At 36.0% G+C, this 23,335-nt stretch carries 19 protein-coding genes; 9 read left to right on the top strand and 10 right to left on the bottom strand.

Annotated elements, in window-relative coordinates; all coding sequences use genetic code 11:
- Positions 1-273: 273 nt before the first annotated feature.
- The 4 genes from KGI01_RS10110 to putP form a co-directional block, all read right to left on the bottom strand.
- Positions 274-1,761: a peptide MFS transporter gene (locus KGI01_RS10110; protein ID WP_068450485.1), complete on the bottom strand. Its 1,488-nt coding sequence runs from the start codon at positions 1,759-1,761 to the stop codon at positions 274-276.
- Positions 1,762-2,070: 309 nt separating this feature from the next.
- Positions 2,071-3,342: a GTPase HflX gene (gene hflX / locus KGI01_RS10105; protein WP_141274586.1), complete on the bottom strand. Its 1,272-nt coding sequence runs from the start codon at positions 3,340-3,342 to the stop codon at positions 2,071-2,073.
- A gap of 240 nt (positions 3,343-3,582) precedes the next feature.
- Complete coding sequence (locus KGI01_RS10100; protein WP_141274585.1) at positions 3,583-4,287, bottom strand: VOC family protein; 705 nt, start codon at positions 4,285-4,287, stop codon at positions 3,583-3,585.
- A gap of 75 nt (positions 4,288-4,362) precedes the next feature.
- Positions 4,363-5,844, bottom strand: coding sequence for a sodium/proline symporter PutP (gene putP, locus KGI01_RS10095; protein ID WP_141274584.1), 1,482 nt, complete (start codon positions 5,842-5,844; stop codon positions 4,363-4,365).
- Between the two features lie 283 nt (positions 5,845-6,127).
- Between putP and nhaC the strand changes: the two genes are divergently transcribed.
- The 5 genes from nhaC (at position 6,128) to KGI01_RS10070 (ending at position 12,868) form a co-directional block, all read left to right on the top strand.
- Positions 6,128-7,519 carry a Na+/H+ antiporter NhaC gene (gene nhaC / locus KGI01_RS10090; protein WP_141274583.1) on the top strand — a complete coding sequence of 464 codons (1,392 nt, stop codon included), beginning with the start codon at positions 6,128-6,130 and terminating at the stop codon, positions 7,517-7,519.
- Between the two features lie 81 nt (positions 7,520-7,600).
- Positions 7,601-8,761, top strand: coding sequence for a class I SAM-dependent methyltransferase (locus KGI01_RS10085; protein ID WP_141274582.1), 1,161 nt, complete (start codon positions 7,601-7,603; stop codon positions 8,759-8,761).
- Between the two features lie 252 nt (positions 8,762-9,013).
- Positions 9,014-9,886, top strand: coding sequence for an iron uptake system protein EfeO (efeO, locus tag KGI01_RS10080; RefSeq protein WP_068450471.1), 873 nt, complete (start codon positions 9,014-9,016; stop codon positions 9,884-9,886).
- Between the two features lie 5 nt (positions 9,887-9,891).
- On the top strand, positions 9,892-11,160 hold the full coding sequence (efeB, locus tag KGI01_RS10075; protein ID WP_141274581.1) for an iron uptake transporter deferrochelatase/peroxidase subunit: 1,269 nt from the start codon (positions 9,892-9,894) through the stop codon (positions 11,158-11,160).
- The gene (locus tag KGI01_RS10070; protein ID WP_141274580.1) at positions 11,135-12,868 is read left to right on the top strand and encodes an FTR1 family iron permease; all 1,734 of its coding nucleotides are present in this window, start codon (positions 11,135-11,137) and stop codon (positions 12,866-12,868) included. Before efeB ends, KGI01_RS10070 begins: the two co-directional genes overlap by 26 nt.
- Before the next feature lie 28 nt (positions 12,869-12,896).
- Here the strand turns inward: KGI01_RS10070 and KGI01_RS10065 are convergent, their stop codons facing one another.
- The gene (locus KGI01_RS10065; RefSeq protein WP_141274579.1) at positions 12,897-13,715 is read right to left on the bottom strand and encodes a LysR substrate-binding domain-containing protein; all 819 of its coding nucleotides are present in this window, start codon (positions 13,713-13,715) and stop codon (positions 12,897-12,899) included.
- Positions 13,716-13,827: 112 nt separating this feature from the next.
- Here KGI01_RS10065 and KGI01_RS10060 point away from each other — a divergent pair, with 112 nt between their 5' ends.
- Entirely contained in the window at positions 13,828-14,784 is a 957-nt protein-coding gene (locus KGI01_RS10060; RefSeq protein WP_141274578.1) for a TDT family transporter, read from the top strand.
- Positions 14,785-14,828: 44 nt separating this feature from the next.
- On the opposite strand, the gene KGI01_RS10055 is transcribed toward KGI01_RS10060, so the two are convergent.
- Complete coding sequence (locus tag KGI01_RS10055; protein ID WP_141274577.1) at positions 14,829-15,221, bottom strand: DUF3139 domain-containing protein; 393 nt, start codon at positions 15,219-15,221, stop codon at positions 14,829-14,831.
- Positions 15,222-15,315: 94 nt separating this feature from the next.
- Complete coding sequence (gene fumC / locus KGI01_RS10050) at positions 15,316-16,695, bottom strand: class II fumarate hydratase (RefSeq protein WP_141274576.1); 1,380 nt, start codon at positions 16,693-16,695, stop codon at positions 15,316-15,318.
- 363 nt (positions 16,696-17,058) lie between these two features.
- Between fumC and KGI01_RS10045 the strand changes: the two genes are divergently transcribed.
- From KGI01_RS10045 to KGI01_RS10035, 3 genes are all read left to right on the top strand, one after another.
- A complete protein-coding gene (locus KGI01_RS10045) occupies positions 17,059-17,679 on the top strand; it encodes a DUF47 domain-containing protein (protein ID WP_068450458.1) in 621 nt (206 codons plus the stop codon).
- Between the two features lie 11 nt (positions 17,680-17,690).
- The gene (locus tag KGI01_RS10040; protein ID WP_141274575.1) at positions 17,691-18,692 is read left to right on the top strand and encodes an inorganic phosphate transporter; all 1,002 of its coding nucleotides are present in this window, start codon (positions 17,691-17,693) and stop codon (positions 18,690-18,692) included.
- Between the two features lie 220 nt (positions 18,693-18,912).
- Positions 18,913-21,027: an MMPL family transporter gene (locus KGI01_RS10035; protein ID WP_141274574.1), complete on the top strand. Its 2,115-nt coding sequence runs from the start codon at positions 18,913-18,915 to the stop codon at positions 21,025-21,027.
- Positions 21,028-21,476: 449 nt separating this feature from the next.
- Here the strand turns inward: KGI01_RS10035 and KGI01_RS10030 are convergent, their stop codons facing one another.
- The 3 genes from KGI01_RS10030 to KGI01_RS10020 all read right to left on the bottom strand — a co-directional run.
- Positions 21,477-22,082: an alpha/beta hydrolase gene (locus KGI01_RS10030; RefSeq protein WP_141274573.1), complete on the bottom strand. Its 606-nt coding sequence runs from the start codon at positions 22,080-22,082 to the stop codon at positions 21,477-21,479.
- An 88-nt stretch (positions 22,083-22,170) separates the two neighbouring features.
- Positions 22,171-22,635 carry a hypothetical protein gene (locus KGI01_RS10025; protein WP_141274572.1) on the bottom strand — a complete coding sequence of 155 codons (465 nt, stop codon included), beginning with the start codon at positions 22,633-22,635 and terminating at the stop codon, positions 22,171-22,173.
- A gap of 43 nt (positions 22,636-22,678) precedes the next feature.
- Positions 22,679-23,335 (bottom strand): AI-2E family transporter (locus KGI01_RS10020; protein WP_141274571.1); only part of this gene is annotated, 657 nt, incomplete at its 5' end.

The following is a 23,335-nucleotide window of genomic DNA, read 5'->3' as shown; positions in this document are numbered from 1 at the left end:
ACTATCATTTACTCACTCATACATTATAGCATGTTGATAATCATTTTCAATGACTAAATGATAAGTATTATCAGTTAATCCGTTTACAAATGATATATTCATACGATAAAAACCACTGTAAATCCTTATAATATAAGGATTCTTCAATACTATAATTTATTTCCTTTTACAGTAAAATTACATGAAAAGACACACTTTCGACACATTTCAATTGTGTACAATCAAAAAAGGAACCGTACCACTTGGATACGATTCCTTTTATATAGAAAGAACTTATTTAATTGAGCCCATCTTGCGTGAAATCCATGGACTTAACATTAACATAATTAAGAATAGAACAATGGCTGCTCCACCTAAGAAACCGAAGTATTGTACTTCAGATACTTTATCAAACACTTTTGCAAATTGTGCATTCAGAGCTTGCGCTGCTGTACTTGTTAAGAACCATAATGCCATTGTTTGTGCAGCAAAGGCTTCTGGTGCTAATTTAGTTGTTGCTGATAAACCAACAGGTGACATTAATAACTCACCAAATACAACTAATAAGAATGATGCAACTAACCAGAATGGACTTACTAATGTTTTACCATCAGATAGAACAGCTGGAATGATCATAATTAAGAATGATGCACCTGCAAAGAATAATGAGAATGAGAATTTGATTGGTGTCGATGGTTGACGTTTACCTAATTTCACCCATAATGCTGCAAAAATTGGTGCAAAAATAATGATGAATAGCGGGTTCAATGATTGGAACCAAGCTGGTGCAATCTCAAATGAACCGATTGTTAAATCTGTACGACCTTCTGCATAACGCGCTAAAATTGTTGAGCCTTGCTCTTGAATAATCCAGAACATAACACCTGTAATGAATAAAGGAATATATGCAAGTAAGTGCGATTTTTCTTCTGCTTTTGTTTTCTTCGATGTAAACATCCAAATGAATACAGTGATTGGTGCTAATAAACCAACTACTGTGAAGAAGTTTACAGCATTACTAATTGAAATCCAGCCAAAGAATCCAGCAATCGCTAATAAAATTGCTGCAACAACTAAGACAACAATTGAATTTTTAATTAATTTCGCACGTTCTTCTTCATTTAATGGATTTGTCGGTTTTGCTCCAGCCATACCCAAGTTTTTCTTCTCTGTAATTTTATACATGACAAGACCTAAGAACATACCGATTGCAGCAATACTAAAACCTGCATGATAGTTATAGTTCTTTTGAACAGCCCCTACAACTAATGGCGCTAGGAATGAACCCAAGTTAATCCCCATATAGAAAATACTGAAACCAGCGTCACGACGGTTGTCGCCTGGCTCATAAATATCACCAACAACTGATGATACGTTTGGTTTTAATAGACCTGTACCTAAAATAATAAATACCATTGAGATGAATAATAATGTAATACCGCCTGGTAATGCTAAACAGATATGACCAAGCATAATCAGTACCCCACCCCAGAAGATGGTTCTACGTGATCCTAAAATACGGTCGGCAACCCAACCACCGATAATACCAGACATGTAAACCAATGAACCATAGATTGACATGATTGATGTAGCGGTTGTTTTATCAATACCTAAACCGCCATTTGCTACTGTATCGTACATGAAGTAAAGTAAGATGGCTCTCATACCATAGTAAGAGAAGCGCTCCCAAAACTCTGTAAAGAACAGTGTGAAAAGACCTTTCGGATGACCGAAGAAGCCTCTTTGTGGAACTGACTTCGCAATTTGCTCTTTTGTTTCCATATAAACTCCTACTTTCAATTTCTTAAATAGTCAAATAATTTAATCAATATCTTTTTTTGAAAAGAGTATGTCCATTATACACACACAAAAATAACTTGTCAAAATTTAGAAAATTCTCATTTTTCAATAAAAAAGACTTAATTTTTACGTTAAAAACGCTTTATTAGCAACAAACGTCATAAAATTTAAGTCTTTTATCGCATTTCCATCATATACACTTTTTTCTATATGTCCTCTCTAAAAATACACATCCATATAAAAAAAGCATTCCATAGAGGAAATATACCCCACTATAGAACGCTTCTAACTTTATTCTGTTATGATAAATGGCTTTAGTTTCGGTTCATGTTCTAAACGAACTTCCACTTTTAAATGCGTACCATCCTCTTCATAAGCTGTTTCTTTAATGCTCGCCTTTTCATTTAAAAATGAAACTAAATCGCCACGGTCATATGGAATACATACACGAAGTGTGACATAGTCTGAGAAAACTTCTGAACGAATCATGCCAATTAATTCATCTAGTCCTTTACCATCGCGAGCCGATAACCAAATACGATTTTGATTCACATACGGGTAAACGATTTCTGTGCGATCTGCTTTATTATAAACATAAATAGTTGGTACACCCTCTACACCAACTGCTTGTAATGTTTTATTCGTTACTTCCATCATATACTCATGATCTTCATTTGATACATCCACTACATGTAGTAGTAAATCTGCATCGCGTGCTTCTTCAAGTGTCGAGCGAAATGCTTTTACCAGATGGTGAGGGAGTTTACTAACAAAACCAACTGTATCCGTAAGTAAAAACTTTTTACGGTCTTCTAATTCAATTTGACGTACTGAAGTCTCTAGTGTAGCGAATAACATGTCTTTTTCAAAAACTTGTTTATGCTCTTCATCACTCGTACGCGCTAGCAGTTGATTCATAATCGTTGATTTCCCTGCGTTGGTATAACCAACAAGTGATACAACCGGAATATTATTTTTACGGCGTTGTTTGCGCTGTGTTTCACGTTGTTCTTTTACAACTTCTAAATCGCGACGAAGTTTTGTAATTTGCTCCTCGATTTTACGACGATCAAGCTCTAACTTCGTTTCACCAGCACCGCGGTTCGCAAAACCACCGCCAGTCGCACCACCTTGACGTGATAATGAATTATACATACCGACTAGACGTGGTAGCATATATTGTAACTGTGCAATCTCAACTTGCATCTGTGCCTCTTTTGTTTTCGCTCGACGCGCAAAAATATCTAGAATTAGCATCGTACGATCAATGACTTTACAATCTAAGTCTTTTTCTAAATTACGAATTTGTGCTGGTGACAATTCGTCATCGAAAATAACTAAGTTAGCGTCCATTGCTTCATATAAACTACGTACTTCATCAATTTTCCCTGTACCAACGTAATGCGAAGCTGTCACACGCTCTAAATTTTGTGTAATGACACCAACTACTTCTACATTTAATGCCTCTGCTAAATTCGCCAATTCTTCCATTGAATATTCAAAGTGTGGATCGTGACGTAAATTCACACCCACTAATATCGCTTTTTCTATAATTTGATCCAAAAAACTTCCTCCTTCATCTACTATACGGGCAAATTACATCTACCCTTTTTTGACAAAATAAAAAAAGGACAGAGCAAACATACGCTTACTCCCTCCTTTTAAATTGATGACTAATCGAATAGAAGACGTAATTCGCCGTATATGATGTATTTAATTGCATACTGCATCATTCAATCGAATACGAATTACCATTTCGAAAAGCCTCCCGTCCTAAAAAGTTAATTTCATCCTATCATACTGCTATTCAATTGTCCAAGCCTTCACAACTTCAATCGTATGTAGGCGTTCTTTTTCATCTGCTGATTCCACGAACTCAAAAATTGTATTATCAAGTCGTAATGTATGATCCTTTGTTGGCAATGATAATAGACGAGCCCATTGCGTTAGTTTTTGTTCAACATCATGTACATGGAAGATACATTTTTTAATCGCCAATTCTTCGTTATCTGGTTTTAGCGTACCATCTTCACGCAACGTTTCAAGACGTTCTTCCATTCCTTGCGCCCATTCAATGAAGAAAGGATAAGGTAACGCATTCCCCACTTTTTGATCAATGAAAAGCATTTTCCAACGACGAATTTCTCCGCTCGCTGTTTTACGTTCAGATGGCAATACCCCACTTGTTTTATAGCCCATCTTTTTAAAGTAGCGATTCATCTTCTCTAAGTTTTCAGAACGTAAACAAATTGAAGCAAAACCTTCCCGTCCATCTACATCAAATAGTAATTGTTCAATTAACGGATGATGACTTTCTTTTGCTTTAGTTTCATTTTCGACTGATAACCATTCAATGTAACTCGACTTCGTATAAAATAACGCATTATGTGTTCCCCATTGTAAATGTTGTCCGCCTACAACAGGATGAATACCTGATATCAATTCATCTGCTGCTACTTCTTCAGGACTTTTCTTCGTAAAATAAACGACATGATCTAATTCAAACATACAAGCACCCCTTATTTTTAAAAAGACCGTAGCCCACTAAAATATGGAACTACGGTTTGTTAGTTTGATTATACCCTATTTATCGCGGCGTAATATCTCTTTTGTCTCTTCAAATTCACGTTCAATCTCTGGATTTGGTTTATATGTCATCAGACTGACAATAATCACAACAACGAATGCCGAGAAGAAACCTGGTACGATTTCATAAAGCATTCCATGAAGTTCTTTATTTTGTCCCCATACATAGGCAACAACTGCTCCGACAACCATACCTGATAGAGCACCCCAACGTGTGATTTTCTTCCAGAATAATGTTAAAAGAATGACTGGACCGAATGCTGAACCGAAGCCAGCCCATGCAAATGCAACTAATTCTAAAATTGTATTATCTTGATCCCATGCACCCCATAATGCAAATAGTGATACGACTAAAACAGCTAGTCGTCCCATAAATACATAGTGCTTATCTGACGCACTTTTATTAAATACTGCTTTGTAGATATCTTCAACTAATGCTGAAGATGTAACGATTAATTGAGAGGCAATCGTACTCATAATCGCAGCTAAAATTGCGGCTAACATAATACCTGCTACGAATGGATGGAATAGAATTTGTCCTAACGCGATAAATACCGTTTCAGGATTTTTCAATGTTAAACCATGTTGTTGATAGTAAGCAATGCCGACTAATGCTGTCGTCATCGCACCGAATAAACTTAATATCATCCAGCCGATACCAATGCGACGTGCTTGTTTTGTTTCTTTTACACTTGAAATCGCCATAAAACGCACGATGATGTGTGGTTGACCGAAGTAACCTAATCCCCAAGCTAATGAAGAAATGACACCTGCTGTCGTAGCAGTCGCAAAGAAGCTTAAGTAATCTGGATTAACCTCTTTAATCGATGTTACTGTTTCATCAATGCCCCCTGTTACAAATACACCGACAATTGGTACGGTAACTAGAGCTAAAAACATAATTAAACCTTGAATAAAATCTGTATAACTTACGGCTAAGAATCCACCGAATAATGTATAGGCAACTACGACACCTGCTACTAATAATAAACCTGAATGATAGCTATAACCGAATGAACTTTCAAAGAATACACCGCCCGATACCATACCAGACGATACATAGAATGTAAAGAATACTAAAATAATAAGTCCTGAAGCAATACGTAATAATTTAGATGAATCTTTTAGACGGTTATCTAAGTAACTCGGAATCGTAATCGAGTTATTCGATACTTGTGTATATACACGTAGACGTGGTGCAACTAATAACCAGTTCAAATATGCACCGACTGTTAAACCTACTGCAATCCAGCCTTCTACTAATCCAGAAGCATATACCGCCCCTGGTAACCCCATTAATAACCAACCTGACATATCAGATGCCCCTGCACTTAGTGCTGTTACAGCAGGTCCAAGTGAACGACCACCTAACATATAATCGGTTAAGTTACTCGTCTTTCTAAACGAGTACCAGCCAATTGCAAGCATCGCAACCATGTAAAGAATGATCGCCAATAATTGATATGTATTATCTGTCATATCATTTCCCCCTTATGTAAGAATTAGGTTTCCCTTTGTATAATAACCATTAAATGGGTATTATTGTGATGTATAAAAATCATACCATAGGGAACATAAAATGTATATTATACGTACAAAATTTCTCGTTCAAACGTATAAATAACTATTTTAAAGAAACATTTCAGTTTTTCTATATTGACTATCTAATGAACTATGCTAAAATTTAGCTTATACTTCAATGCGTTGAAGCAAAAAAGTATAACATGACACATTTACATAGATTTTTATAGGAGGTCACACTATGTTTCGTATTCAAGCTAAAATCGCTCCTTCTGTATTAGAAGCCCTCCTTCTAATTTTAGGTATTATTGCGATTATGAGTGCATCTATTATTAAGTTTGGTGCATTTCCACATATTCCGATTTTAATTTCCATTTTGTTATTACTTATTTATGGTGCATTTAAACGGATTTCATTTAAAGATTTAGAACTCGGTATGATGGACGGTGCACGTGCTGGGTTAGGCGCTATTTTTATTTTCTTCTTTATCGGAATTTTGATTAGCGCACTGATGATGGGAGGTACAATTCCTTCATTAATCTACGTCGGTTTCTTAACCATCTCACCACACTTCTTTTTCGCGATTGTCTTTTTAATTGCTTGTGTAGTCGGTGTAGCAGTCGGTAGTTCATTGACAACAACCGCTACAGTTGGTGTAGCATTCATCGGTATGGCTTCTGCTATGGATTTATCATTAGCGATTACAGCAGGTGCTATTGTCTCAGGTGCTTTCTTCGGAGATAAGATGTCACCATTATCTGATACAACGAACTTGTCATCTTCTATTATGCAAGTTGATTTATTCGATCATATTAAAAATATGGCTTGGACTACTATTCCAGCCCTTGTTATTTCAACCATTTTGTTTGCAATTTTGTCGCCAACGAAAGAATTGAAACAGACGGAAGCAATCGACCAATTCAAAGAAGCATTATTAAAAACAGATTTAATTCATTGGTATGCTTTTATTCCTGTCGCACTACTTGTCATCATGGCATTTAAAAAAGTACCTGCCATTCCAACATTAGCGATTACATCATTCGTTGCAATCATTATTGGGCTGTTTATTCATCCTTATACAGCTACTGAAGTGATGTCTATTCTATACGATGGCTTCAAATCTACTACAGGTTTAAAAGAGATTGATTCCTTACTAACACGTGGTGGTTTAGTCAGTATGTTCTCAACAATCGGTTTAGTATTACTTGCGCTATCAATGGGTGGATTACTCTTCACACTAGGTATTATTCAAGCGATTCTGTTAAAAGTTGAACATTTATTACGTCGTCCACGCTCAGTAATTGCTGGAGCTGCTGGTACAGCAATCGGTATTAATACATTGATTGGTGAACAATATTTATCGATTCTATTAACAAGTGAAGCATTCCAAGATCAATTTAAAAAAGCAGGACTTCATAGTAAAAACTTAGCACGTGTAGTAGAAGATGCTGGTACGGTTGTAAATCCACTCGTTCCATGGAGTGTTTGCGGTATTTTTATTACAACTGTTTTAGCTGTTCCAACAACTGAATACTTCCCATTCGCTTTCTTCTGCTTATTATCACCGATTTTAACCGTTCTATTCGGTTTTACAGGCAAAACATTAACGTATTTAAAGTCAGACGAATCATAAGCGACTGTCATACTCCTTCTATTAAAAATGTGTTAAACTTACCCATAGTTTAAACGCATATAAAGTAGAAGGAGTTTTTATATGGAATTTCAAGAAATGTTAGAGCGTGTAACGACTTTACTAACAACCGAACAACTTATTTCTGCAACGATTAGTCAACCGCGTCAAAAATCAAATGAAGTAAAGCGCGTAAAGTTAAAACCGATTGCACTCAAAGGAATTTATCACATTCAATTCGAATATCAATACGAACGTATTTTAAAACATGAGAATATGACACTAGACCAAGTAGCTGAAAAAGTCACACAACTATTTGAAGATTTCAGACAGCTACAAGGTGAGTTCAAAGAAGAAGCGATTCAAATTCAATTATCAAAGAAGAATAAAGTTCTTTTTAAAACGAATAAACAACAAAGTACAAAACAAGTGAACCTATCACATAACCGTAAAAAACAATATATTTTAGATCCTGATGTCCCACATCCATTCCTTATACGACTTGGTGTGCAAACAGAAGATGGCAAAGTCAAAAAACAAAAATACGATAAGTTCAAGCAAATTAATCGCTTTATTGAATTTATCGATGATTCACTTGAACACTTACCAAAAGACCGCACAATTCGTATTTTAGATTTCGGTTCAGGTAAATCCTATCTGACATTCGCGCTATATCACTATTTACACGAAATGAAAGGACTCGACTTACGTGTGACAGGTCTCGACCTTAAAAAAGAAGTCATTGAACATTGTGCTGAAATTGCACGCGATCTTCAATACGACCAACTTGAATTTTTAGTTGGTGATATTAATGACTACAATGATGAGAATGCAGTCGATATGGTCGTTACGCTTCATGCATGTGATGTTGCAACAGATATGGCATTATCGCGCGCGGTCAAATGGAACGCAAGCGTAATTTTAAGTGTTCCTTGTTGCCAACATGAGCTAAACCGACAACTCGATGCTTCTCCACTCGATATCATGTTGCAACATGGTTTAGTGAAAGAACGTTTTGCTGCACTTGCCACAGACTCCATTCGAGCTGAAATTCTTCAACTTGTTGGCTATGAAGCACAGTTACTCGAATTTATCGATATGGAAAACACCCCTAAAAATATCCTGATTCGCGCTTATAAAACTGGGAAACAACCGACTGAAGAACAACGAGCGCGTTACGATGCTTTCACGAAATTTTTACATGCAAAACCATTCTTAGAAAATGAATTAAAAGATTATTTATAAACGATTCGCACACCTATTTTCCAAGCGAAAATATGGTGTGTTTTTTCTATTTCACACACGCTTTCTTCCTATTTATTTATTTTGAAAAGATTTTCGAAAAACTTCTATAATTCTTCACTTTTTCGTGATACACTTTTTGAGAAATTTCTTAAAACATTCTTCTCTCTTTTTATTTATTGAAAAAGTATTGACTTTCAACTGATAATGATTATCATTGTTAGTAATAAATAACGAATCGAAAGAAGGATCATAATGAAATCAAAATCAATTTTAGCTACTATTCTTTTAGCAGGAACAGTATTAACAGCAGCATGCGGAAACACAGAAGATGCAAAAAAAGAGGATGCAACAGGTAAAACAGCTGAGCAACCTAAAACAGAGCAAGTTCAACTTGATCAAGAAGTTGCTGCTTACAAAGAATTTGCAATTGATCAATTAGACAAATTCACATCTTCTACTGAAGATTTTGTAAACGCTGTAAAAGCTGGTGATATGAAAAAAGCAAAAGAAATTTATCCAGTAGCTCGTATGTATTTTGAACGTTCAGAGCCAATTGCTGAAAGCTTTGGTGATTTAGATCCACGTATTGATGCACGTCTAGCTGATATAAAAGATGAAGGTAAGGGCGAAGAAGATTGGTCTGGTTACCACAAGTTAGAGCGCGCATTATGGGTAGAAAAAACAACTAAAGGCTATGAAAAAGTTGCCGATCAATTATTAGCCGATTCAAAAGAATTACGCGCACGTGTTGAAACAGTTGAAGTAACACCAAAACTAATGGTCAACGGTGCGGTTGATTTATTAAATGAAGTATCAACATCAAAAATTACAGGTGAAGAAGAAATCTATTCTCATACTGACTTATATGACTTTAAAGCCAATATCGAAGGTGCAGAAAAAATCTTCACAATCTTAGAAAAGAAAATTCAAGATAAAGACCCTGCACTTGCTGAAAATCTAACAAAACAATTTAAAAACGTAAACGATTTATTAGCAAAACATGAAACAAAAGATGGTGGTTTTGTATCTTACACAAAATTGAAAAAAGAAGATACACAAGCCCTTTCTCTAGCTGTTAATCAACTTGGCGAGCCATTAGCTCAAATGGGAACAATCTTGGAGTGATTTAAATGACCGAAGAAAAAAAAGATAATTTGTTTGAAAAGAAAATCTCACGTCGTCAAATGTTAAAAATGACTGGCGTGGGCGCAGCAGGTGTAGCCATTGGTGCTTCAGGTATGGGTGGTATTCTCTCTGCATTTGGTAGAAATAATGCAGTTGAAGAAGACAAGACAAACGTAAAAAATAAAGTAAAGTTTTATGGAAAAAATCAATCAGGTATTATGACGCCTTCACAAACAAATATTTATTTTGCTTCGTTAACTGTTCTTGTGAAAACAAAAGCAGAATTAGCCCAATTATTTAAAGATTGGACACCTGCTGCTGTAAAACTAATGAATGGCGAAACAGTTGGTGATGTCACAAACATCATGGTACCTCCTGCAGATACAGGTGAAGCGGTTGGTCTTGATGCGAAGAACCTAACACTGACATTCGGTGTAGGTCCATCGCTATTTAAAAAATTCGATTTTGGTGATCAAAAACCAAAAGAATTAAAAGACTTACCACACTTCCCAAAAGATCAGTTACAAGAAGAATATTCTGGTGGCGATATTTGCATTCAAGCATGTGCAGATGACCCACAAGTAGCCTTCCATGCAGTGCGTAACTTAGTTCGTATCGCAACAGGTCGAGTTTCACTAAAATGGTCGCAAGCTGGATTCAATGCCATTCCAATGAAGAATGGCAAACCTGAGACACCACGTAATCTGTTTGCATTCAAAGATGGTACAGAAAACCCTCGTGATGCGGCAGACGCAGACCGTGTTGTATTTATCCAATCAGGTGAATCAAAATCATGGCTTACAGGTGGTACATACCTTGTGGCACGTAAAGTTCAAATGCACTTAGAAACATGGGATCGTACAGCACTTGATGAACAAGAGGCAACGTTTGGACGTCATCGTGATACAGGGGCTCCACTTGGTAAAGCAAGTGAATTCGAAGCGATGGAAATTGACCGCAAAGATAAAAATGGTGAAAATATAGTCCCTGAAACATCACATGTCTTTTTAGCAAAGAAAGCAAATGTGCGCTTATTACGTCGTTCTTATTCATATGCTTCTGGTGTTATGGACTCAACAGGGACACATGATGCTGGCTTATTATTCATTTCGTTCCAAAAAGATCCGAATCAGTTCATTAAGATTCAAAATAGTTTAGGTCGTATGGATAAAATGAATGAATATATTACCCATCGAGGCAGTGCTCTATTCGCTTGCTTCCCTGGTGTGAAAAAAGGGAGTTTTATCGGTGAAGCACTTTTTAACACGCTTTAGTTCAATCTTATTAATCTTTTTACTACTAGCAGGCTCTTACACAAAGCCTGCTTTTGCAGAACCTGCTAATAACTATAGTCATCTATTCATTTCAATTAGTGATGCCATCACGAATTCGAAACAAGGAAATGATGAAAAAGCAAAAGAAGCCATTGCCACATTCAAAAAAGACTGGGAAGCTTCTAATCGTAAAGATTCAAAAGCAGCAACTGAGGTAAATAATGCGCTTGCTGCAGCTGAAAAAGCGAAAAATAAAGAAGAGCGTCTCGCTGCATTAACAGCTCTTTCAACAGGGATTACAAATCTTGAAACAGAAGAAAATCCCGTAGATGAAAAATCAGAGCGCCAAGACGTATTAATGGCGATGACACCTGCTCTAAATCAATTAGAACGTGCGATTCAATCAAAGAATGTCGAAACTGCATTAACAGGCTATAAAACATTTAATGCTTTTTGGACAAAAAATGAAAAACCAGTTCGTCAATTTGATATGACAGCATATGGTGAGATTGAAGTCCAAATGTCGCTACTTCGCTTAGAATTAGAAGGTGACAATCCAAACTTTGATTCACTACAAAATACATTTAATACATTAAAACAAGACGTAACAGACTTTGCGAACGGTAAAGAAGTTGGTGCTGTGAAAAAAGGCTATTCACTTAAAACCTTAACTGATTTAATTGATGAAGCAAATGATTACATAGACCAAAAAGAATACTCAAAAGCTTCTGCCACGATTACAGAATTCATTAAAGTATGGCCTAATGTCGAAAGTGATATTAGTACAAAAAATGCAGGTCTGTACACAAAAATTGAAAGTGATATGCCCATCATTGCTGGTAAACTAACAAAATCATCGGTGGATGCAGATGCACTAAAAAAACAATTAACAGACTTTAAACAACAAATCCAATTAGTTGATGGTGATCAAAACTATACGATGTGGGACGCTGCATTAATTCTTCTACGTGAAGGTTTAGAAGCACTATTAATTATTTTAGCGCTTGTTGCATTCTTGAAAAAATCAAATCAAGAACATATGGCAAAATGGATTTATATCGGTGCTGGCGCTGGTATTGGCTTGAGTGCCGTGGCAGCCATCTTAATGTCTACACTGTTCAACTCTGATTCGATTGCATCAAGTCGTGAAATGATTGAAGGTTACGTTGGGCTTGCAGCAGCTGCTATGATGATTGGTGTCGGTGTCTGGATGCATAGTAAATCAAATGTCAAAGCTTGGAACGCTTATATTTCAAAACAAATGAATCATGCCATGTCAAAACAATCGGTATTCGCAATGGCAGCAATTAGTTTCTTGTCCGTATTCCGAGAAGGTGCGGAAACATTAATTTTCTATGCAGGAATTGCACCAAAAATGGCAACAAGTCAATTCGCTCTTGGTATTGCCGTAGCCATCGCAATTCTAGCAGTAGTCGCATTCTTCTTATTAAAAGTGAGTGCGAAAATTCCTGTACACCGTTTCTTCGCTGTAGCGACTGTACTCATCTACTTACTCGCATTTAAAATTATCGGTGTTAGTATTCATACACTTCAATTAACAGACCGTATGAGTACGAACATCATTTCAGGTTTACCTGTCTATCCGAATATCGGGTTCTATCCGACGTGGGAAACCATCATTGGACAACTTATTTTAATCGTACTGGTGATTGGTACAATCATCTATAAACGAAAAAATGAAAAGTAATATAAAAAATGAGATTCTTAATTGAATCTCATTTTTTTAATGCATATTTTTCTTCTATATAAGCATTTAAATCATTCATTTGGCTCCTGGATGGATGTGTTCTCGTTACACAATAGAAAAGACGATGATACGTATAATGTTCATCATATGGAATGCCTGGTACAAGCGAATCTTTCGATAAAATAGTGAGGCCTTCTCCCTGCTTTAATAATTCTACAATTAAGGCATTTGAATTCACTTTTAAAATCGGTAAATGGACGTTTTGTTCTTCTAAAAAACGCTGATTGTAATAATAAATACCCGACTCCGATTCCCTCATCAACCACTGTTTCGCGTCCTTTTTCCCTGCTAACACTAACTCATCTTCAAAGATTGGAAAACGTCGAAATGTTTCATGCATAAGCGGTTTTTCAATTAAGCCAATATGCGCCTCATGTTGTTCCATCTGCTTCATGACATCATCTGAATTCATCTGCTTCAATTCAAAAATAATATTCGGAAAAGCATCTTGTAAATCACGATATATACGCGGCATATAATTCGTCGCACATGTATTAGAACATGCAATAACACATACTTCCTTCTTCTCTTTAATATGCTGTAGTTGCTCCAATACATGATCCCATTCGTCACGCAAATTTAATAACTGGCGATATAAATAGTCTGCTTCTTCTGTCGGAATTACTTCTTTCGGTCCTTGTCGAATAAACAGCGTAACATGTAATTCTTCTTCAAGCTTTTTTAGTTGGACAGAAACTGTTGGTTGCGAAATGAATAATGCATTCGCGACTTCTGAAAAATTCCGTAATTTATATGCCTGCATAAAAATTGTAAAACGCTGAAACATATTTTCCACTCCTATTATTAATTTTTGTAATAATTATGATTTTAATAATTTATTTTTATTATAATATATTTCAATTTATAATATAGGTATCAACTAAGAAAGAGATGATTCGATGTCATTCATCAAAAAAATTCCGATTCCAATGGCTGGTCTCATTTTAGCGATTGTATCACTTGGAAACTTTATGTTACAACGCCAATTCGACTTAGTGGGGCATATCTTCGTATGGATCGCTATTCTACTAACTGCATTCCTTACACTACGCGTTGTAATGGACTTCCAATCAATTAAACAAGAATTAAAAAATCCAATGATTGCAGCTGTTGCACCGACGTTCACAATGGCAACATTTGGTATCGCTGCATACATTCATCAATTTGAAAGTTTTGTCTTATTAGCTAATGTCTTATGGTATGGTGCGATTGTATTACATCTTGGCTTTATGGCACACTTTACCTATCATTTTGTGATTAAACATGACTTAACTTTACAAAGTTTATACCCTAGTTGGTTCATCACATATATCGGTATTGGTGTTATTACATTTACATCACCAACATTCAATTTATTAATCGGTCAAATCTTCTTCGTACTAGCGATTATTAATTACGTCGTACTCGTACCACTGATGATTTACCGTTTAATTAAAACACATTATAATGAACCAGCTGCTATACCACTTCTAACGATTCTAGCTGCACCTACATCATTATGTTTAGCCGGCTATTTAGCAATCACAGATGCGCCGAATACAGCAATTGTAGCTAGTAGTTTAATCGTTAGTCAGATTCTATTCTTTGTCGTATTGTATTTCTTACACAACATTTTCAAACTAGCCTTCTATCCAAGCTTTGCAGCGTTCACATTCCCGCTTGTGATTACAGGGATTGCAGCAACACTTGCACATGATGTTCTACAATGGCCTTACTTCCAATTTGTCGCTTATACAGAAGTGGCTCTAGCTATTGTTATTACAGGCATTGTGTTTGTGCGCTACCTTGCTTTCTTATTCATTCAAAAGAAAGAAGCACCTGTTGCAAAGACTGTTAAAAAAGAAATTGAAATTTAATAAAAAAAACATCGCTTTCAGACGCGATGTTTTTTTATTAAATACTACTTGGTACAGTTATCTTCACTATGTTTTGTAGTTGTTGTAATATATTCGGTTTCATCATTTTGTACTATTTCTTTTTCACAAAACTGTTGTACTTCTTTGCCCTTTTTCATGACACCATAGTAATACGTTATATTCGGTTCATCTTTAAAAATTACTTTATACTGTCCTTGATAAAAATCGTCATGTGAAGCTTCTTTTGGTTCTACATAAACTTGTTCATGTAAATCTTTTTCTGTGTAACCTTGCTGTTCTAAATGATTCGGAACATGTTTTTCTACTATGTATTTTGTATAAGGGTTGCCGTTATTCAACACAAAAATAAATAGCAGTGGTACAACAATGATACAAATTCCAATTATAATTGCTAACGTATAAAATAACTTTTTCATATAAATCCCCTCCTTTTCTATAAAATAACATATTTACACAAAAAGAAACGCATAGATGAAAAGAATCGTGCTTTTCACCTATACGCTTTTTTAGTTATTTAATCATCTTACTTGGAACAACCCATTCGTTGAATTGTTCTTCTGTTAATAGACCACTTTGAATCGCAGCTTCTTTTAAAGTTAAGCCTTCTGTATGCGCTAACTTCGCAATTTTCGCTGCATTTTCATAGCCAATATGAGGATTTAAAGCTGTTACAAGCATTAGTGAATTGTTTAAGAAATGTTCTAGCTTATCTTCATTCGCCGTAATCCCTACTAAACAATGCTCATTAAAGCTACGAATTGCATCTGATAATAGTTCAACAGACTGCATGAAGTTGTGTAAAATCACTGGCTTAAAGACATTCAATTCAAAGTTACCTTGTGAAGCCGCAAATCCAATTGTTACATCATTCCCCATTACTTGTACGGCTACCATTGTGACAGCTTCACATTGAGTTGGGTTGACTTTACCTGGCATGATTGAAGAACCTGGTTCATTTTCTGGTATCGAGATTTCACCAAAACCTGAACGTGGACCAGACGCTAACCAACGTACATCATTCGCAATTTTCATTAAATCTGCTGCTAACGCTTTCATCGCACCATGTGTCGTTGTAATTTGATCGTGTGATGTAAGTGCATGGAATTTATTTGGAGAAGGAATAAAATCAAGACCTGTTTGTTTTGAAATTTCAGCAACTACTTTTTCATCGAATCCCTCTGGTGCATTTAATCCTGTACCAACTGCTGTACCGCCAATCGCTAATTCGCGCATATGTTGTGCGGCTTCTCGAATCATCTTTTCAGACGCTTCAACCATATACAACCAACCACTTACTTCTTGTCCTAATGTAAGAGGTGTTGCGTCTTGTAGATGTGTACGACCGATTTTAATTAAGTGCATAAATTCTTCTGATTTCGCTTGTAGTGTTGCTTTAATTTGCGCTAAAGCAGGTAATAAATTATGTTCAACAGCTAGAGAAGTTGCGATATGCATCGCTGTTGGGAAAGAGTCATTTGAAGATTGAGATTTATTAACATCATCATTTGGATGTAGACGTGCTTCTACACCTTTTTCAGCTAGATATTCATTACCAATATGTGCAATGACTTCATTCACATTCATGTTCGTCTGTGTACCTGAACCTGTTTGATAAATAACAAGAGGGAATTGGTCGTCATATTTACCTGCAATGATTTCATCTGCTGCAAAAGTGATAGCTTCAGCTTTCGCTTCTGAAAGTGTTCCTAAATCAACACAAACTTTTGCGACTGATTTTTTCAAAATCGCATATGCATGTATAAAAGTAATTGGCATGCGGTCTGAACCGATGCGGAAATTTTCTGTACTTCTTTGCGTTTGAGCGCCCCATTTACTATTTGCTGGGACTTTGATTTCTCCCATAGAATCATGTTCAATACGATATTCCATATTGTTCATCTCCATTTCTTCAATCTATACTACTCTTTTATCATAACGCTTTTAAGATGTTTTATCTTGCCATTTGCTTGAAGTAAGTCGAAATGGAACGCAAACTAGTTTTTAACTTACTTTTTGTAACCTTTATAGATTTTTGCCTACTTTTATATAAACTCTTCCTATTTAAATAAACAACTGTTTCTTGAATACGCACCACATCAATCTATAAGCCGTATTTCCCTAAATATGTATGTTACAAGATTGTAAATTTTATTAAGATTAATTGCTTTTTTTATACGGTATTCGTTTTGAATTTGTTATTATTATAGTTGCGTTTAAAAACTTATATGGTTGTTTCAAACTAGGAGGATTTACATGTTCAGCTCAAAAAAAGAAGATCCATTCTTTGCCGCACTTTATCAAATTGCTGAAAACCTAAATGCTGCATCACACTATGCAGACGATTTTCGCATCACAAGCATCGCTGATTTAAAGGAACTTAGCGTTACACTGAAAAAATACGAAACAGATGGTGATAAACTGATTCATCAGTTAATCCAAATGTTAAATAAATCATTTATGACGCCAATCGAACGTGAAGATATTTTAGAGTTAGCCGTTCGTATGGATGATATTTTAGATGGAATTGAAGGATGTATTGCACACTTTGAGATGTTCTCGTTAACAGAAGTAGATGACTACATGCGTGATTTCTTAAAGTACATCACACTTAGTACAGATGAAATTGTCGCTGCGATGAAACATTTATTAAATCGTAAATTGTTAAATATGCGTGAACACGCAATTGTTATTAAAGACTACGAACGTAAATGTGACGAGGTATTACGTACATCAATCAAACAATTATTCTCACATGAAAAAGATCCAATTCGTATTACACAATTCAAAGATATTTACGAACAACTTGAAGAAGTAGCTGACTACTGCCAAAACGTAGCCAATGCGATGGATACAATTATCATGCGTAACGCATAGGAGATGTCGAAATGGATACTGTATTTCTATTAACAATCGTCGTCGTCATCGCTGCACTTACGTTCGACTTTATCAATGGCTTTCATGATACTGCAAATGCCATTGCTACAGCCGTTTCTACGCGTGCATTATCGCCTAGAGTGGCTGTAACAATGGCTGCTATAATGAACTTTGTCGGTGCAATCACTTTTACAGGTGTGGCAACTGCAATCGCTAAAGACATTGTAGACCCATTTGCTTTAAATCATGGTGTCGTTATCATTTTAGCAGCATTAATTTCCGCGATTATTTGGAACTTAGCAACGTGGTACTTTGGTATCCCTTCTAGTTCATCGCATGCTTTAATTGGCTCACTTGCAGGTGCTGCCGTCATCGCTGGTGGTATGGGCGTTATTAATTTTGAAGGTTTCCTTACAATTATTAAGGCGTTAATTCTATCACCATTCATGGCAATTATTTTAGGATTTTTAATGATGTCTCTATTCAAGGTCGTCTTTAAAAATCGTAACTTGTATCGCTCAAATAAACGTTTCCGTCATGTACAGATTGCGACTGCTGCACTTCAGTCTTTCTCACACGGAACAAATGATGCACAAAAATCAATGGGGATTATCGCTCTTGCCTTAATGTCTGGTGGCTATTTATCAGCAGATGATGGCGTACCAATGTGGGTACGAATTGCTGCAGCAACTGCAATGGGTCTTGGTACATCAATTGGTGGTTATAAAATCATCAAAACAGTTGGTGGTAAAATCATGAAGATTCGTCCAGTAAACGGCGTAGCAGCTGATTTATCTTCTGCTTTAATCATTTTCGGTGCAACCCAAATTCATTTACCGGTTTCGACAACACATGTCATCTCATCTTCTATTATGGGTGTAGGTGCAGCGCAAAATGTCAAAGGCGTTAAATGGGGTGTGGCGCGAAATATCGTCATTACATGGATTATTACACTGCCAATTTCAGCAGCACTTGGTGCATTAATCTTCCTATTTTTCAATCTATTCTTATAAAAGTCTACTCACAAAGAAATTGCGCGATGGCGTGATTTCTTTTTTTGTTGCGAGCACTCGACTTATTTTGTTCCGTACTTTTTCTGTTTACCAAATAATTCTCGAAAATACATCTATTCCTTTTAATCTTCTAAAACGGTAAAAAAGTGATTTCTTTTATTCGTATTCCTTTTTGAAATTTTGTAAACTGAAAGCAAAGTATGTTAGAAAGGGTGTCACCATGGTTCGCTACTCACAATTTATTACGAAACATGCGAAAAGTATTGTCGCTCTCTGGGTGATTTTCATCGTCATCAGTGCTTTCTTCGCAGTCAAAATTCCCGATTATTTAAAGGGTGACGGCTTCAAAGTAGATGCTGAGCATCAAGCTGTCATGAAAGAACTAAACAAAAATTTTGATGTACCTGCCGATTCTATTCTTGTTGTTTTTAACGATGTATCTGATAAGAAAATTAAAAGTACATTGGATAAATTTAAAAAAGAAGAGCCTGAAATTGACTCCATCATTTCACCTCTCAAGGAAAAAGATCAATATTCTAAAAACCTGTCGTATGCAGTTTTAAACTTTGATGAAAGTTCTCAAGATTTAGGTCCTGTCGTAGAACATGTTCGTAATCTCACAAAAGATGACAAAAATATTGAATATACAGGTGGACCTGTCATTTCAAAAGATATGAATGAAGCGAGTCAAAAAGACTTAATGCAAGCAGAATTAATCGGTTTACCAATCGCAGTCATTGTTCTACTATTAGCATTCGGTTCTGTTGTCGCTTCGATTCTTCCTATTTTAATCGGAATTTCTACGATTATCGTGACATTCTTTGCAATGGTAATTATCGGTGATTCTGTTTCGCTGTCCGTCTACATTTTAAATATTATTCCAATGCTCGGACTTGCCTTAAGCATCGACTTCTCGCTACTCTTCATTAATCGTTATCGAGAAGAAAGACAACGAACATCTGTCGAGCATGCTGTTCAAATCGCGATTCAAACAGCGGGTAAATCTATTATCTTCTCTGCTATTTGTGTCATGATTGGTCTAGCTGCGATTAGTGTTATTCGCGTCGAACTATTTGAAAATATCGCATTGGGTGGTTCAGTTGTTGTATTCTTCGCTGTTTTTACAGCTCTGACATTATCTCCAGCAATTTTAACACTACTAGGTGATCGTCTAAACAAGTGGACAATTATTCGTGTAAAACCAACTGCTACCTCACGTTGGCATGCTTTCGCTTCAACAATTATGAAGCGACCTGTACTCGTTGTCATCGCATCACTTGCAGTACTTGTGCTTATGATGATTCCGATTAAGGATATTAAATTAACAATTCCACAAATTGATGCACTACCGAAAACATATGATGCACGTGTCGCATATGAAAAATTAGATAAAGAGTTTAAATTAGATAGCCAATCAACTGTTTATGCCTTAGTTGAACGTAAAGATGGCTGGGATAACGATGGTGGTCGTAAAGAGATTCTTTCACTTCAAAAAAAACTTGAGAAAGACTCACTCGTAAAAGATGTAAAAACTGCATTCACAACAGCAGATATTAAAACGGTAAAAGAATGGAATCAAGCTAGTCAAATCCCACAGGCGAAAACGAGTCTAGAAAAAGCACAGGATGCTTTCATCCATAAAGATCAATTAATGATTCCTATTACATTGAATGTGGCGGGTGATTCTTCTGAAGCACAACAATGGGCGCGTGATTGGTCAAAACCAAACTTTAAATTAGCCGGTGCGCCGAAATATAATCAAGAAATCTTCGATGAAATTTCAGATCATGTTGTTGAAGCAGGCCTCATTATTATCGTGACGACGTTCATTATTCTTTTAATCGCTTTCCGCTCGATTATTATCCCTTTAAAAGCGATTATTATGAATATCTTTGGACTAACTGCTGCATTCGGTTTACTCGTATATATCTTCCAATACGGTCACTTTGGATTAGATGCAGGTAGTATTGTTTTAATCATTCCTGTCATTACATTCTGTCTTGTATTCGGATTGAGTATGGACTATGAAGTATTTTTAATTTCTCGTATTCAAGAAGAATATGAAAAAGGAAGTAGTAACACGAAAGCTACAATTGATGGTTTAACGCAAACAAGTAAAATCATCACATCTGCAGCACTCATTATGATTGTATTAACAGGTTCGTTTGCATTTACAGATATTATGCCTGTGAAACAAATTGGTGTTGCGATTGCGATTGCTATCGCAATTGATGCAACGATTATCCGTCTTCTTCTAGTACCAAGTTTAATGAAGTTATTCGGTGATTGGAACTGGTGGTTACCATTCCGTAAAAACAAAAAAAATGCAAAATAATTAAAAACAGGTTAGGACAAACCCCTGGCTAAAAGCAAGAGAGCTTCGGCACATGAAAATGCCGAAGCTCTTTTTGGTCTGTTTGCGGATGTTCTTTTTGGGCGATGCTTTTCGCGGGCACGGCTTCATCTCATGTTGGCGATGAATCGCCAACATGGATATTCTGCTCGTGCTATTCCCGCAGAAGTCACGCCCACACGCCCATCCAAAACAAAAAATAGGATACAAAAAAGAGCCTTTCCTGTTAAAATTTAAGTGTCCTACCACAAAAATAATAAAAGGAAGTGCTCTTTATGTATAAAAACTATAACATGAATCAAGTGATTTTACCATTAGATTTTGATTGGTATCACTGGTACGAAAAAAGAAGTACATAAAAAAAGCTATGAAAAAATATAAAACTCGTAATGAAACATACTAAGATTAGTATGTTTATTTATTGAATCATTTTAAAAAGAACGCTCTACCCATTCTTTTGCAGCCTGTACTTCATCCATTGTTAATTGATGACCGTATTGATGCCAATACATTTTTACATCCGCTCCTGCGTCCTCTAAATAGTCTTTTAAGCCCGTTGATTGCTCAATTGGACACATCTGATCGTTTTCTCCTGCTGTAATGAATACACGCACCCCTGTAAGGTCTGGTAACGTCACATCTTCACGTGGAATCATTGGATGATGTAAAATTGCGCCTTTTACGACTTTTCCTACTTGGAAAAATAAGTTCGCAGCAATATTCGCCCCATTTGAATAGCCGATCGCAATGACATTGTCACGATCAAAATCATACTCTTTCGCTGCTTCATCAATAAATGCTGCTAATTCTTTTGTACGTAGTTCTAAATTATCTAAATCAAAAACACCCATTCCTAGACGTTTGAAAAAGCGTGGCATACCATTCTCTACTTCGCTGCCTCGTACACCAAGTAATGATGCTTCTGGATTCATCTCTCGTCCTAAACCAAGTAAATCTTTTTCATTACCACCTGTTCCATGTAGTAATAAAAATGTTGGGGCTTGTTCATTTAATCCTTTTATAAATACATGTTCCATTTAAATCCCCCTCTCCATAATTATCTCGAATTCAAGATAATTATATAAAAAAAGAGCAAGTTCGTCAATGAACTCGCTCCTTCTTCTATTATTTCTCTTTTTTAAAGCCTTCTTCACGTAGATACTGTTCTGCATCTTCTTTCGTTCCAAAGCTTTCTTCTAAGTTGAATGCATGGTACACATTCCAAAATGGTTCTTCATGCACAAGAAGTAATTGGTCATTTTTATTGTTCTTCCAGCTTTCTTCAATGACAACTTCTTCTTTCGGTTCATCTACTTCTGATAAATACATAATTGCATCTTCGATTACTTCAACTAATTGTGTTTCATCAAAGTTACGAATATTCACAAGACCACGATCATCTGCATCATAAGCAAGTAAATCCCCTACATAGACAAAGCCATTACCATTCGGATGTAACTTCTCTACAACAATTTTCTTCTCGTAGCGACTACCTTCAAAATGATAGTTCAAGCGATTCATTGAAATCGGTTTTTCCGTTAATTCTGGAAAGCGACGGATAATCTCTTTTTTTTCTTCAAATGTTAGCATAATAAACTCCTTTAAAATCAGTTGTTATTAAGTATAACACTCCTTATATTTCTTTGGTGACGGCTTTCCGAATTTCTAATCGACGCGCATAAATATTTTTGATAATTGCCTTCATAACTGCATAGAAAGGTACACCTAACAGAATACCGAGGAAACCAGCGATATTTCCTGCTGCTAAAATAATCGTAATAACTGTTAATGGATGAATATCTAATGTTTTCCCCATTACATTCGGCGTAATCAAGTTACCATCAATTTGTTGCGCAACAAGTGTCACAACACATACCCATAATGCTTGAATTGGACTATCTAGAAAACCAATTACAAGTGCCGGAATAAAGGCAATCCATGGTCCAATGAATGGAATGATATTCATAAAGAATGCGAAAATCACTAATAATAATGCATAGTCTAAACCAATGATTAAATAACCAATGAACATCATGAGCGCAAGTAAGAAACTAATTAATAACTGACCTTGAATGTAGCTGCGTAGCACTTCATTCACATCTGCAATCGTCTTCTTAACCCACTCACGGCGACTACCTGTAAACAAATTATAAATACGCGGCGCAAATTTCTCATGATCTTTTAGCATATAGCCAAAGAAAAATGGAATTAAAATTAGCACGAATGCCCAGGCAACGACTTTTGAAATCACATCAAGTACAAATTTACTCGTTGATAGTGCATAATCCTT

The organism is Kurthia gibsonii, from assembly GCF_006539985.1.
Taxonomy (GTDB): domain Bacteria; phylum Bacillota; class Bacilli; order Bacillales_A; family Planococcaceae; genus Kurthia; species Kurthia gibsonii.
This window is presented reverse-complemented; position numbering and strand designations above follow the sequence as displayed.